This window comes from Armatimonadota bacterium (genome assembly GCA_016789105.1).
In the GTDB taxonomy this organism is placed as follows: Bacteria; Armatimonadota; Fimbriimonadia; order Fimbriimonadales; family Fimbriimonadaceae; genus UphvI-Ar2.
Genome location: JAEURN010000008.1, coordinates 381,869 through 400,464, shown reverse-complemented (window position 1 = coordinate 400,464; position 18,596 = coordinate 381,869). Strand labels below are relative to the sequence as shown.

21 protein-coding genes are annotated in these 18,596 nt (G+C 59.0%); 6 read left to right on the top strand and 15 right to left on the bottom strand.

The window, feature by feature from the left end; all coding sequences use genetic code 11:
• The first annotated feature begins 29 nt into the window (after nt 1-29).
• Genes JNM28_10475 through JNM28_10465 form a run of 3 tightly spaced genes read left to right on the top strand, consistent with a single transcriptional unit; the run spans nt 30 to nt 2,576 of the window.
• Entirely contained in the window at nt 30-884 is an 855-nt protein-coding gene (locus tag JNM28_10475) for a TIGR00159 family protein (GenBank protein ID MBL8068865.1), read from the top strand.
• Nucleotides 881-1,792 (top strand): hypothetical protein, encoded by a 912-nt coding sequence (locus JNM28_10470; protein MBL8068864.1) that lies wholly within the window; start codon nt 881-883, stop codon nt 1,790-1,792. Before JNM28_10475 ends, JNM28_10470 begins: the two co-directional genes overlap by 4 nt.
• 10 nt (nt 1,793-1,802) lie before the next feature.
• Nucleotides 1,803-2,576: a GNAT family N-acetyltransferase gene (locus tag JNM28_10465; GenBank protein MBL8068863.1), complete on the top strand. Its 774-nt coding sequence runs from the start codon at nt 1,803-1,805 to the stop codon at nt 2,574-2,576.
• On the opposite strand, the gene JNM28_10460 is transcribed toward JNM28_10465, so the two are convergent.
• The gene (locus JNM28_10460) at nt 2,573-3,232 is read right to left on the bottom strand and encodes a hypothetical protein (protein MBL8068862.1); all 660 of its coding nucleotides are present in this window, start codon (nt 3,230-3,232) and stop codon (nt 2,573-2,575) included. The two genes, JNM28_10465 and JNM28_10460, sit on opposite strands and share 4 nt — an antisense overlap.
• 108 nt (nt 3,233-3,340) lie before the next feature.
• On the opposite strand from JNM28_10460, the gene JNM28_10455 reads away from it, so the two are divergent.
• Nucleotides 3,341-3,943 (top strand): YceI family protein, encoded by a 603-nt coding sequence (locus JNM28_10455; GenBank protein MBL8068861.1) that lies wholly within the window; start codon nt 3,341-3,343, stop codon nt 3,941-3,943.
• A 10-nt stretch (nt 3,944-3,953) separates the two neighbouring features.
• Here the strand turns inward: JNM28_10455 and JNM28_10450 are convergent, their stop codons facing one another.
• The 3 genes from JNM28_10450 to JNM28_10440 all read right to left on the bottom strand — a co-directional run bounded on the left by JNM28_10450 (nt 3,954) and on the right by JNM28_10440 (nt 8,078).
• On the bottom strand, nt 3,954-4,421 hold the full coding sequence (locus JNM28_10450) for a hypothetical protein (protein ID MBL8068860.1): 468 nt from the start codon (nt 4,419-4,421) through the stop codon (nt 3,954-3,956).
• 104 nt (nt 4,422-4,525) lie between these two features.
• Complete coding sequence (locus tag JNM28_10445) at nt 4,526-6,436, bottom strand: hypothetical protein (GenBank protein MBL8068859.1); 1,911 nt, start codon at nt 6,434-6,436, stop codon at nt 4,526-4,528.
• Nucleotides 6,437-6,722: 286 nt separating this feature from the next.
• Nucleotides 6,723-8,078, bottom strand: coding sequence for a phosphomannomutase (locus JNM28_10440; protein ID MBL8068858.1), 1,356 nt, complete (start codon nt 8,076-8,078; stop codon nt 6,723-6,725).
• Nucleotides 8,079-8,151: 73 nt separating this feature from the next.
• On the opposite strand from JNM28_10440, the gene JNM28_10435 reads away from it, so the two are divergent.
• A complete protein-coding gene (locus tag JNM28_10435; protein MBL8068857.1) occupies nt 8,152-8,952 on the top strand; it encodes an alpha/beta hydrolase in 801 nt (266 codons plus the stop codon).
• Between the two features lie 10 nt (nt 8,953-8,962).
• Entirely contained in the window at nt 8,963-9,826 is an 864-nt protein-coding gene (locus JNM28_10430) for a deoxyribonuclease IV (protein MBL8068856.1), read from the top strand.
• Between the two features lie 23 nt (nt 9,827-9,849).
• Here JNM28_10430 and csrA read toward each other — a convergent pair whose 3' ends face one another.
• The 11 genes from csrA to JNM28_10375 all read right to left on the bottom strand — a co-directional run bounded on the left by csrA (nt 9,850) and on the right by JNM28_10375 (nt 18,534).
• Nucleotides 9,850-10,056: a carbon storage regulator CsrA gene (gene csrA / locus JNM28_10425; protein ID MBL8068855.1), complete on the bottom strand. Its 207-nt coding sequence runs from the start codon at nt 10,054-10,056 to the stop codon at nt 9,850-9,852.
• A 37-nt stretch (nt 10,057-10,093) separates the two neighbouring features.
• Nucleotides 10,094-10,558 carry a flagellar assembly protein FliW gene (locus JNM28_10420; protein MBL8068854.1) on the bottom strand — a complete coding sequence of 155 codons (465 nt, stop codon included), beginning with the start codon at nt 10,556-10,558 and terminating at the stop codon, nt 10,094-10,096.
• Nucleotides 10,555-11,439 carry a flagellar hook-associated protein FlgL gene (gene flgL / locus JNM28_10415; protein MBL8068853.1) on the bottom strand — a complete coding sequence of 295 codons (885 nt, stop codon included), beginning with the start codon at nt 11,437-11,439 and terminating at the stop codon, nt 10,555-10,557. The genes JNM28_10420 and flgL overlap by 4 nt, the downstream gene beginning before the upstream one ends.
• A gap of 14 nt (nt 11,440-11,453) precedes the next feature.
• Nucleotides 11,454-12,836, bottom strand: coding sequence for a flagellar hook-associated protein FlgK (gene flgK, locus JNM28_10410; protein ID MBL8068852.1), 1,383 nt, complete (start codon nt 12,834-12,836; stop codon nt 11,454-11,456).
• 28 nt (nt 12,837-12,864) lie between these two features.
• Nucleotides 12,865-13,341: a flagellar export chaperone FlgN gene (flgN, locus tag JNM28_10405; protein ID MBL8068851.1), complete on the bottom strand. Its 477-nt coding sequence runs from the start codon at nt 13,339-13,341 to the stop codon at nt 12,865-12,867.
• Nucleotides 13,338-13,808 carry a rod-binding protein gene (locus JNM28_10400; GenBank protein ID MBL8068850.1) on the bottom strand — a complete coding sequence of 157 codons (471 nt, stop codon included), beginning with the start codon at nt 13,806-13,808 and terminating at the stop codon, nt 13,338-13,340. The genes flgN and JNM28_10400 overlap by 4 nt, the downstream gene beginning before the upstream one ends.
• The gene (locus JNM28_10395) at nt 13,805-15,037 is read right to left on the bottom strand and encodes a flagellar basal body P-ring protein FlgI (protein ID MBL8068849.1); all 1,233 of its coding nucleotides are present in this window, start codon (nt 15,035-15,037) and stop codon (nt 13,805-13,807) included. Before JNM28_10395 ends, JNM28_10400 begins: the two co-directional genes overlap by 4 nt.
• Nucleotides 15,037-15,657: a flagellar basal body L-ring protein FlgH gene (locus JNM28_10390; GenBank protein MBL8068848.1), complete on the bottom strand. Its 621-nt coding sequence runs from the start codon at nt 15,655-15,657 to the stop codon at nt 15,037-15,039. Before JNM28_10390 ends, JNM28_10395 begins: the two co-directional genes overlap by 1 nt.
• The gene (locus JNM28_10385) at nt 15,654-16,892 is read right to left on the bottom strand and encodes a flagella basal body P-ring formation protein FlgA (GenBank protein ID MBL8068847.1); all 1,239 of its coding nucleotides are present in this window, start codon (nt 16,890-16,892) and stop codon (nt 15,654-15,656) included. Before JNM28_10385 ends, JNM28_10390 begins: the two co-directional genes overlap by 4 nt.
• Nucleotides 16,893-16,897: 5 nt before the next feature.
• On the bottom strand, nt 16,898-17,686 hold the full coding sequence (gene flgG / locus JNM28_10380; GenBank protein ID MBL8068846.1) for a flagellar basal-body rod protein FlgG: 789 nt from the start codon (nt 17,684-17,686) through the stop codon (nt 16,898-16,900).
• 122 nt (nt 17,687-17,808) lie between these two features.
• On the bottom strand, nt 17,809-18,534 hold the full coding sequence (locus JNM28_10375) for a flagellar hook-basal body protein (GenBank protein ID MBL8068845.1): 726 nt from the start codon (nt 18,532-18,534) through the stop codon (nt 17,809-17,811).
• Between the last annotated feature and the right edge of the window lie 62 nt (nt 18,535-18,596).

Below are 18,596 nucleotides of genomic sequence, written 5' to 3'. Positions count from 1 at the left end.
CCCAGGGAGTGTTAAACTCAGGCGACGTTGTGGAAGCGATACTCAACCGCTTGGGGGTACTTTTTGAACCCTCTTGGCGCGGGTTGGTGCACGTCGTTGACATCCTCCTTGTCACCTATCTGACGTTCCGCCTGCTCAAGCTGGTCCGTGGCACCCGCGCCTGGCGGGTGGTGCTGGGGATCGGCGTGTTCGTCGCAGCCTTGGCGCTCAGCGATTACCTGGGTTTGCAGACCCTCCACTGGATCTTAGACAAGGCAACCCTTTTGGCCCCGGTTGCCCTCGTCATTTTGTTCTTGCCCGAACTCCGGCAGGCCATCGATGGGTTCGCGCGGCTCGGCCTTTGGTCTGGTCGGTTCATCGGGGGTGAGATCTCGGTTGAAGAAAATGTAATCGAGCAGATTGTGCAAGCCGCGGGCGAAATGTCCGACGAGCGCACCGGGGCCCTCATCGTCATCGAGCGGAACAACCACTTGGACGACATCGCCGCCAACGGCGTTCCGGTCCATGCCGACGTGACTGCCGCGCTGTTGGGGGCCATTTTCTACGAAGGCAACCCGCTCCACGATGGAGCCGTCATCGTGCGGGATCGGGAGGTTTTGGCCGCCGCCTGCCGGTTGCCGGTCAGCGAATCCAGTTCAATCGGCGACAAATACCATATGCGCCACCGGGCTGGAATCGGCGTCAGTGAGCAAGCGGATTGCGTCGTCTTGATTGTCAGCGAAGAACGGGGTTCCATGCAGCTTGCCATTGATGGCGGACTGATCCAAATCCAAAACAAGGAAGAGTTGGCCACCCGCTTGCGACAGGAACTCATTTCCGAAAAACCAAAGCGAAGCATCCGGTCCCGAAAGAAGAGTGTTCCCGGTGAAGAGGCCACCTTATGAAGCGCGAAGACATCCCCTTGCTCATCGCTAGCCTCGTCATTGCCATCGCCCTTTGGTTCCAGGTTCAGCCTCTTTACGAGCCCGGTCGTGAACGCGAATACATCGTGCCGCTCAAGATTGAAGGAAAACCGGACGGTTTGGCTGTGTTCCCCGCCGCCGACAGCGTGACCCTCATCGCCAGCGGGACATTGACCGACCTGGACAAGCTGGATGCCGGGAAAGTGATCGCATATCTGGATCTTTCGACCATCAAACCTGGGGAGAGCAACCAAGTCGTCCAAGTCCGGATCCCGGGGGATTCGAATCTTGAATTCCGGCCCAAAACCCGCACGGTCAAGGTCTCCTGCGAGCAAATCTTGCGGATTCAGCGCGACATCGAGGTCGTGACGACCGGAACGCCCCCGGCCGGGTACGACCTGGCAAGCACCGCCGCCAACCCCAAAACGGTCGAGCTTTACGGGCCGGCAAGCTACGTGAAGCAAGTCAAGTCGCTCAAGGCCACTGTGGATTTGAGCCGCCTGAAACCCGGGCAATCGGCCTCCGTCCCCGTTGCTTTATTGGATGACAAGGGGGATCCGGTTCCATCAACCTACACCAACCCGGCCAACGTGACGGTGGCCGCATCGTTCACGGCATCCCGTGCCACCCGAGAAGTGCCGGTCATCGTGGATTGGACGGGCAAAGTAGCGGCCAAGGTTTTGATCCAGGAGATCACGGTCATCCCCGATAAAGTGGAGATCAGCGGCAAGTCAGAAGACGTGTCGGCCATCAACACGGTGGACACCATCCCCCTTAACGTCGATGGGTTGAGCGGGGATAAAACCTTCACCCTCAAGTTGATCGCCCCCCCGGGCGTCACCCTGAAAACGACGGAAGTATTGGTAAACGTGAAAGTAAAACGGCGATAATGCCAGATCGATGATCGAAATCCGGGCGATCGAAGAAGGCGAAGCGTCGGCATTCCTAGACTTGTTGTGCCAGATATTCGAACTCGACCCCGGCCGGGCGGCGACGGTCTTTTACAGTGAACCGTTTTTCGATTTGAAGCGGAAATGGGCCCTGTTTGCCGAAGGGCAGATGCAGAGCATCCTCACAACGACTCCATTGGACTTTGGGTTTGGCCGCGCGCTGGGGATTGCCGGCGTGGGAACCAGAAATGGGTTCCGGGGGCGAGGTTATGGCCAACGCCTTTTAGAATTCGTCCTGGAAACCGGCGAGCGTGAGGGCGAAGCCGCCGCGATGTTGTTTGCCCACCAAGAGGTGCTCTACACCCGTTGCGGCTTCCAACTGGTGGACGAGGTGGTCAAGGGCCCTCTGGATGCCCATTGCCAGCTACCTTATGCCGGAATGCTGCCCGAAGGTCAAGTGGAAGAAATCTACGCGACTTGGGCGATGGGAAACCCAATGCGCCTGCGCCGCGACGCCCGCCGGTGGCACTATTGGCGCTACGTCTACCGGGAGTGTTATGCCGCACCTGGGGGTTATGTGGCAAGCGAGACGAATCTTTGCCGGGAGGCCCTGTTCAACCAACTGCCGACAACTTGGCCGATACTGCCAGAAGCCGAGTGGTATGGCCTCCGGTCGATGACCGACCTACTGGGAATCCCGATGAAAACCCAAGGGGTGGAACTTCTGGTGATGGCCAGGGGGTTTCCAGCCACCCCCCAAATGTTCATGTCGGATCAGTTTTAGCCGCCCGAAGACCCGCCTTGGCCGCCACCGCTGCTACGGCCGCCGGCACTCCCGCCACCTGAAGAAGATCCCCCGGCACCGGACGTTTGGCCCGCGGCCATGGGGAGGTCGGCCTCCATGAGGCCGATCCGCGAGAACTCGACTTGGTAGGGCGTGATTTCATAGGTTGCGGCTTGGCTTTGGACCAGTGGCGAACTTTGTGCCAGCCGGACGGCAAGATCCGGCGTCCCCTGGACAATGGCCAACCGGCCGCCATATTGGCCAGCCAATACTCCCTCGGTCAGGATGCCGAATTCTTTGCCATGGGCGCGGATGAATTCGCGGTGGGCGTCAACAACTTGCGCCGCGTTGGACGCCTTGATGTTGGGTGTCCATTGCACCAGGAACAACGTGCCTTTGACCGCTGCGCCGCCGGCCATGCCACCGCCACCGGCCGACCCCGATTGGAGACCCCCGCCCCTTGCCGAACCTTGGGCCGAAGCTTGGGCGCTAGCTGAAGCAGACGCCGAAGCCCGTGAACTCCCGCCCGAAGACTGGGTCTGGGTGTTTGTTTGGGTGTTTTGTTGGGTGGACGTTTGGGCAAATGCGGCCAAGCCGGCCATGAGGAGGGCGACGCCGACAGCCGCCGCCGTCAACCGGAATTTTGGTTGTGCCATGTCCTCTCTGACTCTCCCTTGCGTGTCGCAAGTTTCACAACTTGCGTTGTAGCCGGAATTATCTCCTTCCTGCGAGACCGAACTAATCATCGTGGCGTAGTATCAGGCATGAGCCCGCTCGTTGCCCTGGCCTTGCTTTCTCCCCTGCCTCAGCAGGGCCCGATCGTCGCCGATTTCAAGGATCCCAAAGGTGTGAATGCTGTGAGCATCGCAACCGATGGAGCCATGGAGCCATTTTTCGGCATGGCCTCCGGAGTTAGTGGCAAATTGAGGTTCGATCCGGCCAATCCGGAAGCGACGACCGGGGACATCATCGTCAAAACCCAGAGCATCAAGTTGCCGCTCCCCGAACTGGAAGAGAGCATGAAAGCCGAATGGTGCCTGGATGCGGAAAAGTATCCCGACATCGTGTTCTCCATCGACAAAATCTCCGATGTGAAAAAAAATGGCAACCGTTACGACGGCACGGTGACGGGCCGGCTAACGCTGCACGGCGTGACCAAACCGTTGACCACGACGGCTTCGACGACGTTCCTGGCCGGCAAAGCTAAGGAGAGGTTCGGCGACAAACCGGGTGATTTGTTGGTCGTCCGTTGCGATTTCGAGTTCAACCGCTTGGATTTCGGGATTGGGAAGGGGCTGAGCGAACAGTTGGTAAGCAACATGGTCAAAGTCCGTGTCGCCATTGTCGGCACAGCCCTGCATCCGTGATGTTTCTCCGTTAGAGCTTGAGGTCGACGATTCCGCTGACCCCAACCCCATCGACGGCCTTGAGTCCCTTGGCGTCGGTGGGGTTGTCTGTTGCAACCGGGATGAGCGCCTGGATCCGGATTTCATCCCCGAAAAGCCCCGCCTCGGGCGCGGCGACGGATTTGACCTTATCGACGTTGACTTTGGAACCCATTACCTGGGCGGCTCCGATAGCACCGCGGGTGTTGAGCCCGATTTTGATGATGGGCACCACTTTGGTGTAAGAGGCGTTGGTGTCTTTGTGGTCCGTGAGGTTATTGATCGCCTTATTGATATCGGGCCCGAACTGTTTGACGGCCGCACCGACCCCTAGAATCTTGATGATTTCTTTGACCTGGCCGCCGCCGAATGCAAAGCCGGTGCTGCAAATAGCAAGGGCTGCGCTGAGGGCCAGGGTCATCCGGAACGTGCGGGATCTGCGAGAGGCGGGTTTCTGCATGGCTTTATCCTGTTTTTCAGACGTCCAAGCCCCTTTCGCCGTGCCAAAAAATGATGAAGCCCCTGCCAGTTGGCAGGGGCTTTGTTTTCAAGATCGGGTTCTGGTTAGAACTTAATCTTGAGTTGGGTGCCGAACAGGCCACCGCGGAACTTGCCTGCGCCGGGCATACCCGGGAGGAAGATCGCTTTGCCATCAGCATCGCTGAACATGTAGGTGAACATGAGCGAGGTGTTGGTGCTGACGTTGTAGCCGACGTTGAGCGTGTACCAGCGTTGGAACGGATCGTTGGCGACGCCGCTGAAGTTCCAGTCCACGTTTTCGTAGCTCAGGCCGAGGTTGACGTAGTTGTTGAGCTTGTAATCGAGACCGATTTTGATGCTCGTGACATCGTCATCCTTGCCGAGGACGGCACCGGCGATGTTTTGGTCGCCTTCAAGTTGCTCGCCTTTACCCCAGATGGTGAAGTCTTGGCTCGGGTTGAAGTGCACCCCAACGTTCCAACCGCGCACGTTGGTCGGGTTGTACCAGGTACCGATCCGGCCCCAGTCGCCCGCAGCGGCGAAGTTGTTTTCAACGGTGCGGTAGCCCGCTTTGACGCCCCAGTTGCTGCCGTGATAACCCAGCGCCGCGCTCCACGCGGTGTTGTCGTCATCGAGGGCATTGTGGGTGTTTTCGCTGAAGTTGGATTGGCTGTACGCACCGTAGAAGTGGACATTGTTGAACTTCAGGTTGGCTTCGGCACCGAAGACGTTCAACCGGTTGGCCGGTTGGTTGCCCGCAAGGCCGGGGTTGACGTCGGGGATCAAGGTGTCGCTGTCGTGGAACAGGTAGGCCAGCTTGACGTTGCCCATGTCGTTCAACGGGAAGTTGAGGGCCACACCGAGGGTGCGGTCGACAGTTCCGCCGCCAAAGCCGATCGGGTTGATGTCAACTCCGCCTGCACCGGTGTTCAGGGTGCGGTCGCTGTTGCGGCCACCGAACACGGTCAGGGCGACTTTGCCGAACATGAAGTCGACGATTCCACCATCGAAGATGAATTCGCCGTTGTCGCGCCAGTCATTTTGGTAGTAGCCGCTGGTGAAGCTTTGGCGTTGGAACAGGTAAGGACCGACTTTGTAGCCGACGCGCCCGAGTTGGACGTGCATGCCTTGACCGGCCAAGGCCGTACCAAAGGAGACGTTGAGCTTGCCAAAACCGACAGCGGTGTCAGCGGTGTCGTCGAAGTTGGTGCCGAAGGCCATGTTGTCCAGGCCGCCGAGACCGGCAAACGCATTCCCGACGTACAGGACGCCGTTGAATTGCGGTTCGCCTTCTTTACCACCTTGCAGGGTGATGTAGGCTTCGTGGAAGATGTTCAGGTCTTTGTCCATGCCGACGGGGACGCCGGTATAGGAACCAGAACCTTCGCCGAGCACGCGGCCGTCCGGCGTGATGCCGAAGTTGCCGTCGCTGCTGTGGCCACCAAGGATGAGGACATCAACTTCAGCGCCGATCTTGATCGCTTGGGTGCGGTTTTCAAGAGCGGTGACGCGCTTGTCCATTTCGGACATTTGGTCTTTCATGCTGTTGACGTCGACACCGAGCTTTTCGAGCTGCGGTTCGAATTCCTTGACCATCTTTTGCATGGTGTCGATGGAGCTCTTCCAGCTCTTCATCGAGTTGACGTCAGCTTTCAGGTCGGCCAGTTGCTTGGCCAGGTCTTGGTTGCCACCGCTCGGCATGTTTTTGATCATGTTTTCGAGCGAGGTGACCTTACCGTTGAGACCGTCGAACTGGGCCATCATCAGCTTCCAGATCTTGTCGAGCGCCACGGCGAATTCGTAGCGCGAGGTCATGCGGGGGCCGCGGTAGAAGCCGTCCGGGTAGCCGAACAGCACCTTGTCCTTGAGGTTTTCAAGGGCTTGGTAGGCCCAGTGGTTTTCCGGAACGTCCGGGAAGTTGTCTTGTGCGAAGGCCGGTGCAACCAGCGCGACACCCAAGACGGCGCTCAGAGCGAGCTTAAGGGTTTTGTTCATGGTTTTTGTTTATTCTCCATTCACCGGAAATCGGCAATTTCGAACAAACCGCTCAACCCTGGGCGGGGAGTCTTCCCTCACAACTTTCCTTAAGTTCCCTGTGAGTTCCAAGCCCTAGCCCTGACTTGGCGACGCGTCCTAGTTGCGTCATTCCTGTTTGGCAGAGACACGCCCTACCAAGTACGATTATGACCTGCCAGAGCGCAAGGGCAGGCCCCAAATATTAATACTGGGCTAATGGTCCCGGCCGTCAGGTTCAAATTGAATCTGGATTGCCTGTTCTCTATTAGCTTCGGATTAAGGCAAGCAACGCCGCCGTTTTTTCTTCCAACAGAGCCCGGTCGCCCCGCGTTTCCACATTGAGGCGGATCACCGGCTCCGTGTTGCTTCCCCGGAGGTTGAAACGCCAGTTGGGGAATTCGATGCTGAGCCCGTCCGTGCGGTCAATCTCGCCATCCCCAAATTCCGATTCTACTTTTGCCAGGGTGGCCCGCACATCGGCGACCGTACTGTTGACCTCGCCCGAACAGGGGTATTTCTCGATCATCGCCCCCACCAGTTGACCTAGGCTTTTGCCCGTTTTGGCCATCAGCTTGAGCACCAGCAGCATCGGGATCATCCCGCTGTCGCAATACCAGTGGTCGCGGAAGTAATGATGGGCGCTCATTTCGCCTCCATAGACCGCATTCTCGGCCCGCATCCGCTCTTTGATGAAGGCGTGCCCGCTCTTGCACATCACGGCCCGCCCGCCAGATTCCCGGACGATCTCCAGGGTGTTCCACGTCAGCCGGGGGTCATAGATGATCGTTGCGCCGGGGTTGTCTTGCAAAATCGCTTGGGCAAGCAGTCCAACAATATAATATCCCTCAATAAAGTTGCCGTTTTCATCAAGCAAAAAGCAGCGGTCGTAATCGCCGTCCCAAGCGATTCCCAAGTCGTAGTGCCTTGCCCGCATTTCGGCTTCTACCGGTGCCCGCGACTCCTCCAATATGGGGTTAGGAACGCCGTTGGGAAACGTTCCGTCGGGTTCGAACATCATCCGCGTCACCTCGATCGGAAGGTGCGGGGCCAGCGCGTCCATCGCAATGCCGGCGGCCCCATTGCCGGGGCTCGCCAAAACCTTATGCTCGCGCAAGTCGTTCCCCGGGCAGATCTTGAGGAGGTGCTGGACAAAATCTTGGTAGCAATCCTTCAGGCGAATGGTGCCACCTCCAACACCGGCCCGAACACCGCCATCCAGGATGAGCTTGCTGAGCCGTTCGATCTCATCCAGTCCGGTGTCGCCGCTGATCGGCCGGCTTTCTTGCCGGATCATTTTCATGCCGTTATATTGGGGTGGGTTGTGGCTGGCGGTAATCATCACGCCACCGTCATAGTGATAAAAGGCTGTGGCAAAGTACACCATTTCAGTGCCGACCATGCCTAAATCGATGACGTCGCACCCTTCTTCGTTGAGCCCTGCGGCCAGCGATTGGGCAAGTTCCGGACCGCTCAATCGGATGTCGTAACCCACGCAGACCGTTTTGGCTTTGGTGTATTGCGCATAGGCCCGGCCGATGGCGTAGGCGACATCTGGATTGAGCTCATCGGGCACAACGCCGCGCACGTCATAAGCTTTGAAACAGGCGAGGTATTGCCCCATGGATGGCCCAGGTTACCCGCCGCCCATGTCCCGGTTTGGACGGGATGAGTCAAAGTATCAGTACACTTGGGAAATGGCCCTCCGCCCACAACTTCAGGACGGCATGGAGGTTCGGCCTGCCGATCTGGTCCTCATCCACGGCGGACCGGGGGCCCAGGGCTCTCTGCATGGGTTGCGGGCCGCTTTGCCCGCGGATCTCAATGCCCGGGAGATTCTGCAGAGGTATGCGGGTGGTCAGCGGCTTTCGGTTCAAACCCACGTGGACGATATGGCGGCGGTTGTGCAATCCGACGCCAACATCCTTGGCCACAGCTGGGGGGCCATGCTCTCCCTCTCTTTTGCCAGCCAGTTTCCCCACCGGTGCCGTCGGTTGCTCTTGGTCGGATGCGGGACATATTCCGAAGCGTCCCGGCAAGAATACGTCCGCCGCATCCTGTTGCGCTTCGACCCAGAAAGGGCCGCTCTCCTGAAAGAGTTGGTTGCACAAGCCCCAACCGCGGCTGAGCGGGCCGCGGCGTTCCGGGCATACGGCGACTATGCGACGTCGGTCCAAGCCTTCGACCCGATCCCCGACCCCTGCCCGGACCCCGATCCTCAGTATGACCCCGATGGCCACGCCCAGACGTGGGCGGACGCGATGCGCCTGCAAGAAGAAGGGGTCGAACCCGCCCGTTTTTCCAGCATCCAATGCCCGGTTACCCTGATCCAGGGGGCCGACGACCCCCATCCCGGCCGGCTGATTTTCGACGATCTCAAGCCCCACATCCCTCAACTGGAGTTTATCGAGCTGGAACAATGCGGGCACGAACCGTGGCTGGAGCGGCACGCAAGGGAGCGTTTTTTGGAGATTGTCACCCAGCTTTGCCGCTGGTAACCTCAGATCCATGCCTGCCCAGCTGATCGGTGCCCACATGCCCACGGGAAAAGGCTTGCCCGATGCCGTCCGGCGGGGCAAAGCGATCGCGTGTACGGCGGTGCAGGTGTTCACCAGCTCCCCCCAGCAGTGGCAATCCAAACCTCTGGCCGAGGACGCGCCCCAAAAGCTCCAAGAAGCGATCACCGAAACCGGGCTCGACCCCCAAGCTCTGGTCAGCCACGACAGCTACCTGATCAACCTGTGCGCGCCGGAGCCCGAAAAAGCCCAGATGTCTCGCGAGGCCCTGACCCGCGAACTCACCCGCTGCGCCACGCTTGGAATCCCCTATGTCGTCAGCCACATGGGCGCACACATGAAGCAGGGCGAAGAGGCCGGCCTGCAAAAAATTGCCGAACAAACAAAAGCGATCCTGGCGGAAATCCCCGCTGGAGTGACGCTGCTCATGGAAACCACGGCCGGGCAAGGCTCATCGCTCAACTACAAGTTTGAACATTTGGCCGAACTGTTCGACCTCACCGGTTCGCCTTCAAACCTAGGGGTCTGCCTCGACACCTGCCACATCTTTGCCGCCGGGTACGACATCCGCACGCCCGATGCCTACGAAGCGACCTTCGCGGAGTTCGAGCGGCTGGTCGGATGTTCACGCATCAAAGTCATCCACTGCAATGACAGCAAAAAAGACTTGGGCTCACGGGTCGACCGGCACGACCACCTCGGCGAAGGGCTGATCGGGGAAGCGGCTTTCCGGTGCCTGGTTCACGATGCGCGGTTCAAGCGCACGCCGATCGTCGTCGAAACCCCCGATGCCGACACAATGCACGAGGTCAATGTGGGTCGGCTGTGGAATTGGGCTGGCGAAAAGGCACCCTAATCAGGCGGCTACCGGGTCGCCGGTCATTCCGGAACGTCGCTCATGTCCGTCCCCGAAGCCGAAACGTTCTCTTGCTGGATCTGTTCAAAGATCTCTTTGCGGTGGACGGCGACATCGCGGGGGGCTTTGATGCCGATGCGCACCTGTTCGCCCCTCACCTCAAGGACAACGACTTCGATGCCCTCGCCGATGACGATGCTTTGGTTGACTTTCCGGGTGAGTACCAGCATGTTGCCCTCCTTGGCGCTGGCCGCGTGAACTGTCCGTTCAGGCGGCGGTTTGCCCCATCTCTTGTTTGGGGAAGACCCGGTGGCGGATGGCGTAACGGACGTCTTCCACGACGACCTGTTTGGCGAGGCGCTTTTCCAGGTTAATCAGGATCGGCCCAGCCAGGTTCAGGGTCATATCATCGGGTTTCCCTTTCGGAATGGTGACGATAGTATAGACGAGGCGGGGCGTCTCTTCGCCCAATTCGAGTTGGCGGGCAGTTTCGTCGGGCAATTCCGGGGCATAGTCCGGCACATAGTAGGCCGGATCCACAACCAAAAAGGCCAGTGCGCCGTCGTCTGCGCTTTGGAGCCAGCAAAACGGGCTTCCTTCTTTGTGTTGGATTACAAGGTAGCGGGTTTGACCCGGGAAACCCAGGATTCCTTCGGCGAGCGTTACCAGGTCGGCGTCGCAGAATTCGATGGTGCCGAACCGAGCCGTTTCAATCAATTGGGTCGTTTTCATCTCAGGAAGTCCATGAGGGAGAGGTTCATGCCTTGGCTGGCCACTTGCATGGCGGCCTGGTAAGCGGATTGAGTTTGTTGGTAACGGACGATGGCGTCAGAGAGGTCGACGTCCTCGTAGTCGGAGATGTCTTTGGTGAAATCGTCGATCCGCCGCGTGTTCTCATCCTTCAGGCTTTGCACGGTTTGCAGCCGCGATCCGACTTCGGCACGGAGGTTGGTGACCTTGTCCCGGATCCCTTTGATGTCGGCAAGAGACTGGGTGGAAATGGCGACGACATCTTGGTTGGACAAGTTTGTTTTGAGCTGTTCCAACTTGGCGTACATGTCCACAAAGTCGGTGTCGATTCCCGCCAGGTTGATATCCATGTATTCGCCCGACCGGATTTCAGCGCGGATGGGGTTTCCATCCCCGCTGTAAGTCAGCACGCCACCCGAAGCCGAATAGGGGGCCGTCCCGTTTTTTTGTCCAGCAAAAATGTATTGTCCCTGGCCCCCTTGGGTGTTGGCCAGCCGCACCAGGCGCTCTTGCAGTTTGCCGACTTGGTCGGCCAGGCTTTGGGCGGCACCAACATCGATGGCGCTGCTGGCCCCTTGGATCGCCAGTTGGTTGGCTTGGTTGACCACATCGGTGACGTCGGCCAAGGCATTTTCGCTGAACCCGAGGTAATCGTTTGCACCCCTCAAGTTCTTGTCGAACTGTTCGAACCGCGATTTGAGTGTTCGGGTATTGATCGAAAGGCGGGTTGAAAGCGGGTCTTCGCTAGCAGATTCGAACTTTTTGCCCGTGGAGATCTGCCGCTGAACGCGGAAGTACGCCTCCTGAGCGGTGCGGATGCTGTTAGAAAATGTTTCGAATTGGTACGGCGTGCTCACCCTCATGGCTTATCTCCGGCCTAGCGGCCTAGGTTGACGAGCTCCTGGCTGACTTCGTTGAAAATTGAAAGGGCCCGTGCAGCGGCTTGATAGCTGCGCTGCATCTTGACCAGGTTGGCCATTTCATCGTCAATGCTGACCCCGCTGACGGCTTGGATTTGGTTTTCCACTTGCGCCAAAACGGCCGATTCGGTTTCGGCGGCGGCGGCCGCATAGTTGCCGTCGCTGGCCAACCGGCCGACGATGTCGGTGAAGAATCCGTTAAACGTGCGGTTCCCAAGGGCGGCTTGGGCGGTGTCTCGCATTTCGCCGAGTTGTTGGGCAACCGACCCGTCGCCCGGATCGCCAGTGAGCCCGGCAGCGATCGCGTCCGCGCTCGCCATCACCTCGGCACTCAATTGAAAGTCGACCGCGCCGGTTTGCGGCGGGGCCGCCACATCATTGAAGAAATTGACGCCGGTGTTGCCAAGGGCGTTGACCCCTCCGGCGTGGAGGGTATTGACCTGGGTCCGCAGGGTGTTTGCGAGGTTGTCCAGGTTGGACATTTGGGTTTGGGTTTCATTCAACCCAGCCAAGTGGCCGGCCAGGGCCCCGCCCCGGATGTTGTAAGTGATCGCCCCGTCGGTGAACGTGGCCGCCGCCGGATCATAGGAGCTAGGGAAGGTCCTGGCGTTGCTTCCTTGCACCAAGGTGAATCCAGCCGCGTAAATGGCATAGGATCCATCCGGGAAGGTCTCCCGTTGCAGGTTGACGAGCTTACTCAGATCCTCCACCGCGACGTCCCGTTGGTCCATCAGGCTGTTGGCGTTCCCATTGGCCGCGGTAGCGGTCGTGATCTGGGCATTGAGCTTGGCAATGGTTTGGGCCAAATTGTTGATTTGCGTGACCGTGTCGGTGATTTGTGTGGTTTGGCTGGTTTGCAAGTTTGTGAGGTCGGCGTACTTGTTGCGCACCCGGTCAGCCAGGACTTGACCGGCCAGCCGGACTTCGGTGCGCGCGGCTTGGTCGCTGGGGTTAGAACCGAGGCCGGAGAACGCGTTGAAGAACCGGTTGAGAGCCTGGTTGACACCAGAGTCCGATGGCTCGCCATAGATCCCGTCGATCCGTTGCAGATGGGCCCCCAGGGTCGAATACCGGCTCTGGGACGACAGCGCGGCGGAATGGCTACGGTCGAGATAGACGTCTCGGAGCCGGTTGACCGAGGTGATGATGGCCCCTTGCCCAATAGACTTGATACCGTTGTTGTAGAACGGCAACTGGGGGAGAGTGCCAAAATCCACCGTCTGGCGCGAATACCCCCGGGTGTTGAGATTGGCGATGTTGTTGCCAATCGTGTCGATGGCCCGCTGATAGTTGCTCAGCGAAAGCCGCGACATGTTCAATCCAAGGAATGGTCCAGCCATATTGATGCTCCCAGTAATATTGTCGGCATCAGGCAGCCTGATTCATCAGCACATTTGCCTGGGAAACCCGCGGAGCATAGGGGCCGCTGGATTTTTGGGATTCCGTGCAGATCACCGAGATCGAGCCGTTGACATATTCGAGCTCGTTTTCGATGAGGGCCCGGTTCTTGTCGATAACGCGTTGCAGGTTTCGCCCCGCGACGATGACTTTGTTGGCCATGGCTTGCACGCGTTGCGCATCGGCTTTTTCAAGCACACCCACCAAGCTTCGAAGGTTCGGTTCACATCCGAACTGTTCGGCCAGCTCTCTGGCGGATGCCGCGGCGTTAGCATCGATCGATTCCATCGCTGCCATTTCGGCATCGAGAATCGGTTGCAGTTCCTCAATCCTTTCAACTTGCCGCATGGTGAGGGCGGCGGTTTGTTGGTGGAGGATGTTGAGGAGGTCGTCGGATTTGCGGAGCCAATCGGCCCAGAAGTTTTCCAATTGCTTTGTGGTGGTCATGATTTGTTCCCTGATGGAGTGGAGGCGACTTCGGCAGCCCGCTTGCCCATTTCTTGTTGGACAACCGTGGCGGCTTGGGCCATGAAAACGGTTTTGGCGATGCCGAGGGTGGATTGACCCTTGGCGGCCTGGTCGGCGACAGCCTGATCCATGGTGTCTTTGGCAAAATCCATCATGGGCGTGCTGTTTTGGGACAAGCTGGTCTGGCGCATTTGCGACAGCAGCTTTTTGACAAAGAACGATTCGAACTGCTCGCTGGCTTCCTGGAGTTTGTGGAGTTCCTTTTGGGCGGCTTCGGGCAGCTTTTCGATGTCGATCTTGCCGTCGGTCAGGATCGGCGAAAACGCCTTTTCCATGATCTTTCGGGTCTCCGATCCCGGTTGGCCGAGCTTGGGTTGCAACTGGTCGGCAAGCCCCTGGGCAAAGTCTTCCCGCAGCCGGTACCGGTTGTTGGCGACAGGCGTCATTGGATTTTCACCCTTGCTTTGAGCGCCCCTTGCTGGGCAAGGGCCTGGATGATGGCAATGATGTCCCGCGCGGAAACATCCATGGCTTGGAAAATCTTGGCGAGGTCGTCTAATGTGGCATTGGGGGCAACCACGACCACTTGGGGCGGCTGTTCGTTGGCATTGGTCAACGTCGCGGGGGTCACCGTGGTTTGGCCTTGGCTGAACGGCCCCGGCTGGCTCGTCACGAACTCGGTGTCGATCGTCACCCGCAGCGATCCGTGGGCGATTAGGGCTGGGCCGAGCCGGACGTTACCGCCGACCACAATGGTGCCGGTCCGTTCGTTGATGACGACGGTGGGTTCGGTATTGGCGAACACTTCCAATTTTTGAACCTGGCTGATCACATCGACCGCATCATTCGGGTCGTCGAGGGTGATCGCCACGGTGACGCCGTCAATCGCCGAAACTCCCAGACTGGGGAAACTGCGGGCAATGGCGTCCCGGACGCGCTGGACGGTTGTGAAATCAGGCTGATCCAGGTCGAAATAGATGATGTTGCCGCCAAACACAAACTGGGTGTCCACTCCCTTTTGGATATCTGCCCCGTTTGGAATGCGGGCCACCGTCGGGTGGTTTTGGCGCACCGAGCTGCCCGAATTGCCGGCATTGAACCCACCGATGCTCAGGCCGCCGCTTGCCATGGCGTAAATCACCGTGTTATCGGCCATAGCCCCTAGGGAAGTCGGGAGCAAGAATCCCCCTTCCAGGCTCTTGGCGTCACCCAGGCTCTGAACCGTCACATCGACCTTGCGGCCCGGAGCGGCAAAAGCAGGCAGCTCCGCCGTGACGCTGACAATGGCGATGTTCTTGGCCGTGAAATTGGCGGGATCGACCATCGTCCCCCATCGGGACAGGGCGTTGGCCATGGACGTGTTGGTCGCCGCGATCTGTTTGGAATCACCGGTGCCGTTGAGCCCGACCACCAACCCATAACCCAAGATCACGTTTGACCGCGAGCCCCGGAATCCGCCGATGGCCGAAATCTCAACCGGGATGCCGTTGGTTTCTGCATTGCGGATGGCGGCACTGCGCCGCTTTTCCAGATCCTCTTGCTCTTTGCGAGCCTGGGATTCGGATTTCGTGTCCGGCTTGGCGGCAGCGGCACCGGTTTGACCGGTGGTGCCATTCTGGCCCAGGGCCGCCGCGCAAACCGCCGCTAAAAGCAAGGTGAAAAGCAATTTCTTCATTAGAACAACCAGTCCAGGATGGTCGTGAGCACGCCTTTGCGCTGCCTTTGGCTGATTTGGCCTTTGCCTTCCATCTTGATTTCCGCCTCGGCGATTTTTGTGCTGGCAATCGTGTTGTCGGGTTTGATGTCCCGCTGGCGGATGAGGCCGCTGAGGACAAAAGTCTGAGTTTCTTTGTTGGTGACCAGCGACCGGCGGCCTTCGATTACAAGCGTCCCGTTGGGGAGCACGTCCTTGACGACCGCACTCATCTTGGCCGTCATCTTGGAGTTCTGGCTGGTGTTGCCGTCGCCGGAGGTACTGCTAGTGGCCCCGTTGCTGAGCGGCCCGAAAAGCTGGGTCAGGAATCCGGTTAGGATGTTGGGCTGCACCGATGTGGAGTCAGATTTGTTGGCGGTAGTCGATGCGGCAAATGTGCTGACCGACTGTTCGTCGATAAGGATCATCACCACATCTCCCTTGCCGCGGGCAACATCGTCAATAAAAGGATTCTTGACCGAACCTCCATAAATCGATCCGGCATTTTCTTTGCCGCCTTGGTTTTGGGAACTTTGGTCGGCATGGGACCAACAAATCGTCCCCAAAGCGAAGAGCCCGATAAGAATCAGACGTGTTTTCATAGCTTGACCTCTACTTTTCCGGACTTGGTCCAACGGCCGACAAGGGTTTTGCCCGTCGACAATTCGACCGTGACTTGACCCGAGACCGGGTCGACTTTCTTGACCTTGCCGGTCGATTCGATTTGCACGGGGCCGCTTTGCACGCAAACGGTCACCTCGTCACCCGGTTTAACCGAGATCGGGGCCGCCGCATTGGTGAAGGAGAGCGTGCGGGAATTGATCCGCTTGCCATCGATATAGGCGGCAACTGTCACGCTGAGCGCCTTGCCCGATTTGGCCACGTTTTCGACGATGAGCTCCAACTTTCCGGCGGGCGCCTGCAGGTCGGGCACCGGTTTGGCCGATTCCGGTTCAAAGTCCGGGTATTGGCTGGCGATTCCGGCGGTGGCGGCATCTTCGAACATCTTTTGCGTGACGGTTTGCCCGATCCGCTCGATGGTCAGCCTGACGGGGCCGATGATCCGGATTTTGGCGGCCTGGTACCCGGCGCCTTTGAGTTGGGCGATCACCCAATTGCGGTCATAAGTCCGCGGGGCCCCAAACACGGGCGGGTTGCCCATGTCGAGTTTTTCCAAAACTGCCCGGTCGGCGGGGCTGGCAAAGATGTCGGCCAAGTCCCCCAAAGCCATGGCATTGCCGGAGATCTGGCACCGCGCGGGGAAGGCGATTTCAATGCCCCCTTGGGCGATCCAGGCATCGTCGCCTTGGTAATCGGTCTTGTGTGCCGCCAGATTGGAGACGGTGATTTCCGTCCTCTCGCCTCCCGGTTCGCCGTTTTGGTCGAAATGCACTTTGACAAAGCTCTGCTCGCCCTGTCCGGCTGGCTGGCCACTTGGCTGCCATGGGCGGATGACCCCAGCGAGACCTTGGCCCGGCTCCGCCGGTTCACCGTCGCCAAACAGTTTCAGGTAGTTGCCGCTGACAACGGGCCGGATGTCGTCTGGGAAGAGGGCGACCACCAGTCTCCCGGCTTCGATTTGGCGGTCTGGGAAGATGGCGGTCACCCTCCCTTTCAGGTCGACCTGGATGGCCGCAGGTTCTTGTTCGACACGGATTTTGGGCCAGACCGGGTCGCCATCTTGGCTTACCACGAGGCCGTTTTTCCAAGTCAGTTCGGCATGCTTGGCATAAACCAGCGCGCCATCTTTGGCGAACCGCAGGTAGCCGTCGCCATCGACCTGGATCGGGGCACCGGCCACCGAGCCGAGCAGGAGGGTGCAGATCAAAGAGACCATTTGGATTACCGCTTGAGGTTGTTGAGGACAGACAGCATGTCGTCCGAGGTTTGGATCGCTTTGGAGTTGATTTCGTAAGCGCGCTGGGCGGCGATCATCTTAACCATCTCTTCCACCACCTGGACATTGGAGCCTTCCAGGTGGGATTGCAGCAGGGTGCCGCTCCCTTCTTGACCCGGCGTGACGACGGTGGCATCGCCGCTGGATCCGCCGGCCAGGTAGAGGTTCTCGCCAGCCCGGGTGAGGCCGGCCGGGTTGCTAAACAAGGCGAGCTGGATCTGCCCGAGTTCGGTGGGGTCGTTGTTGCCCGGCAAAATGGCGCTCACGAACCCTTCGGGTGAAATCGTCAATGCGCGGGCTCCGTTGGGGATCGAGATATTGGGGATCAACGGGTTGCCGTTACTGGTGACCATGAGGCCGTTCGAGTCGGTTTTGAATCCACCGTCGCGAGTGTAGGCCGTGGTGCCATCTCCCATTTGGACTTGGAAGTAGCCGTTGCCGTTGATGGCCAGGTCGGTCGGGTTGCCGGTGATTTGCGGTGACCCGGTCTGCAGGTTTGTGGTGGATGCCGCAAACCGGGACCCCAAACCGACTTGGAGCGACTGGGGCAGCTTGGCGCTATCCCCGTTGGCGGCCCCGGAAGCCGAGATGTTTTGGTACATCAAGTCTTGGAACTCGGCCCGCTGGCCTTTGAATGCGGTCGTGTTGACGTTAGCCAGGTTGTTGGCAATGACGTCCAAGTTCATTTGTTGGGAGACCATTCCGGTTCCCGCGGTGTTGAGTGCTCTCATCATAAGGGCGGTGTTGTTCCTGTATTGTTTTCCCGTGGTTCACCGGCGCCTTCCTTAGTCCGTTGCCGCCTGGCCGTTCGGGCCTTTGGCGGTGCTCCAGAGGGCTTCATGCCCTCTGTCCAGCATTAACGTCCTTGGAGGATGCCGATCAATCGTTGTGTCGAGTCGTCTTGGCTTTGGGCTGATTTTTGGGCCAGCTCAAAGGCGCGGTTCAGCTTCACCATCGCGATCATTTCTTCGACCACGTTGACGTTGCTTCCTTCAATAAATCCTTGTTGCACGCCGGCTTCGGTTGCCGCGACCGGAGCCGCATCGGTGGAGGCGTAGTTCCCGTCCCCGATTTTGGAAAAGGTGCCGGCGTAGAAGCCGATTTGGCCGACCGTTTTGCCGTCGATGGAAACCGTCCCGTTGCGGTCGATCGCTAATTGGCCGGACGTGATGCGGATGGGATTGCCATCCGTGCCAAGCACCAACCCGCCCGTCGAGGTGCAGAGCTGGTTGTCGGGGCTGACGGAGAGGGCGCCGTTGCGACTGTATGCTTCCCCTTCCGGCGTCGAGACTTTGAACAGGGCGCGGTTGCTGCCGATGGAGATGTCAAAGGGGTTGCCGGTGGGGGTCACCGCCCCGTGTTCCCAAACGGTGATGACGCGGTAGGCCTCTGGCCCGACACCCAGGTTGCCGACTTTGCTGCCGTCTTCCGACGTCAATTGGCGTTCGTAGGCTTCGTTGAATGCCAGCACGTCGCGCTTGTAGGCGGTGGTGGAGGCGTTGGCAAGGTTGTTGCTGATCGTGGAAATCCACTGATCGGCGATGTTCATCCCCGTCGCCGCTGCGTAAAGGCCCCTTTCCATCCTGTTCTGGTCATCGGCACAATTACCGGGAACCTAAGAGCCAGAACTTCGCAATCGACTTG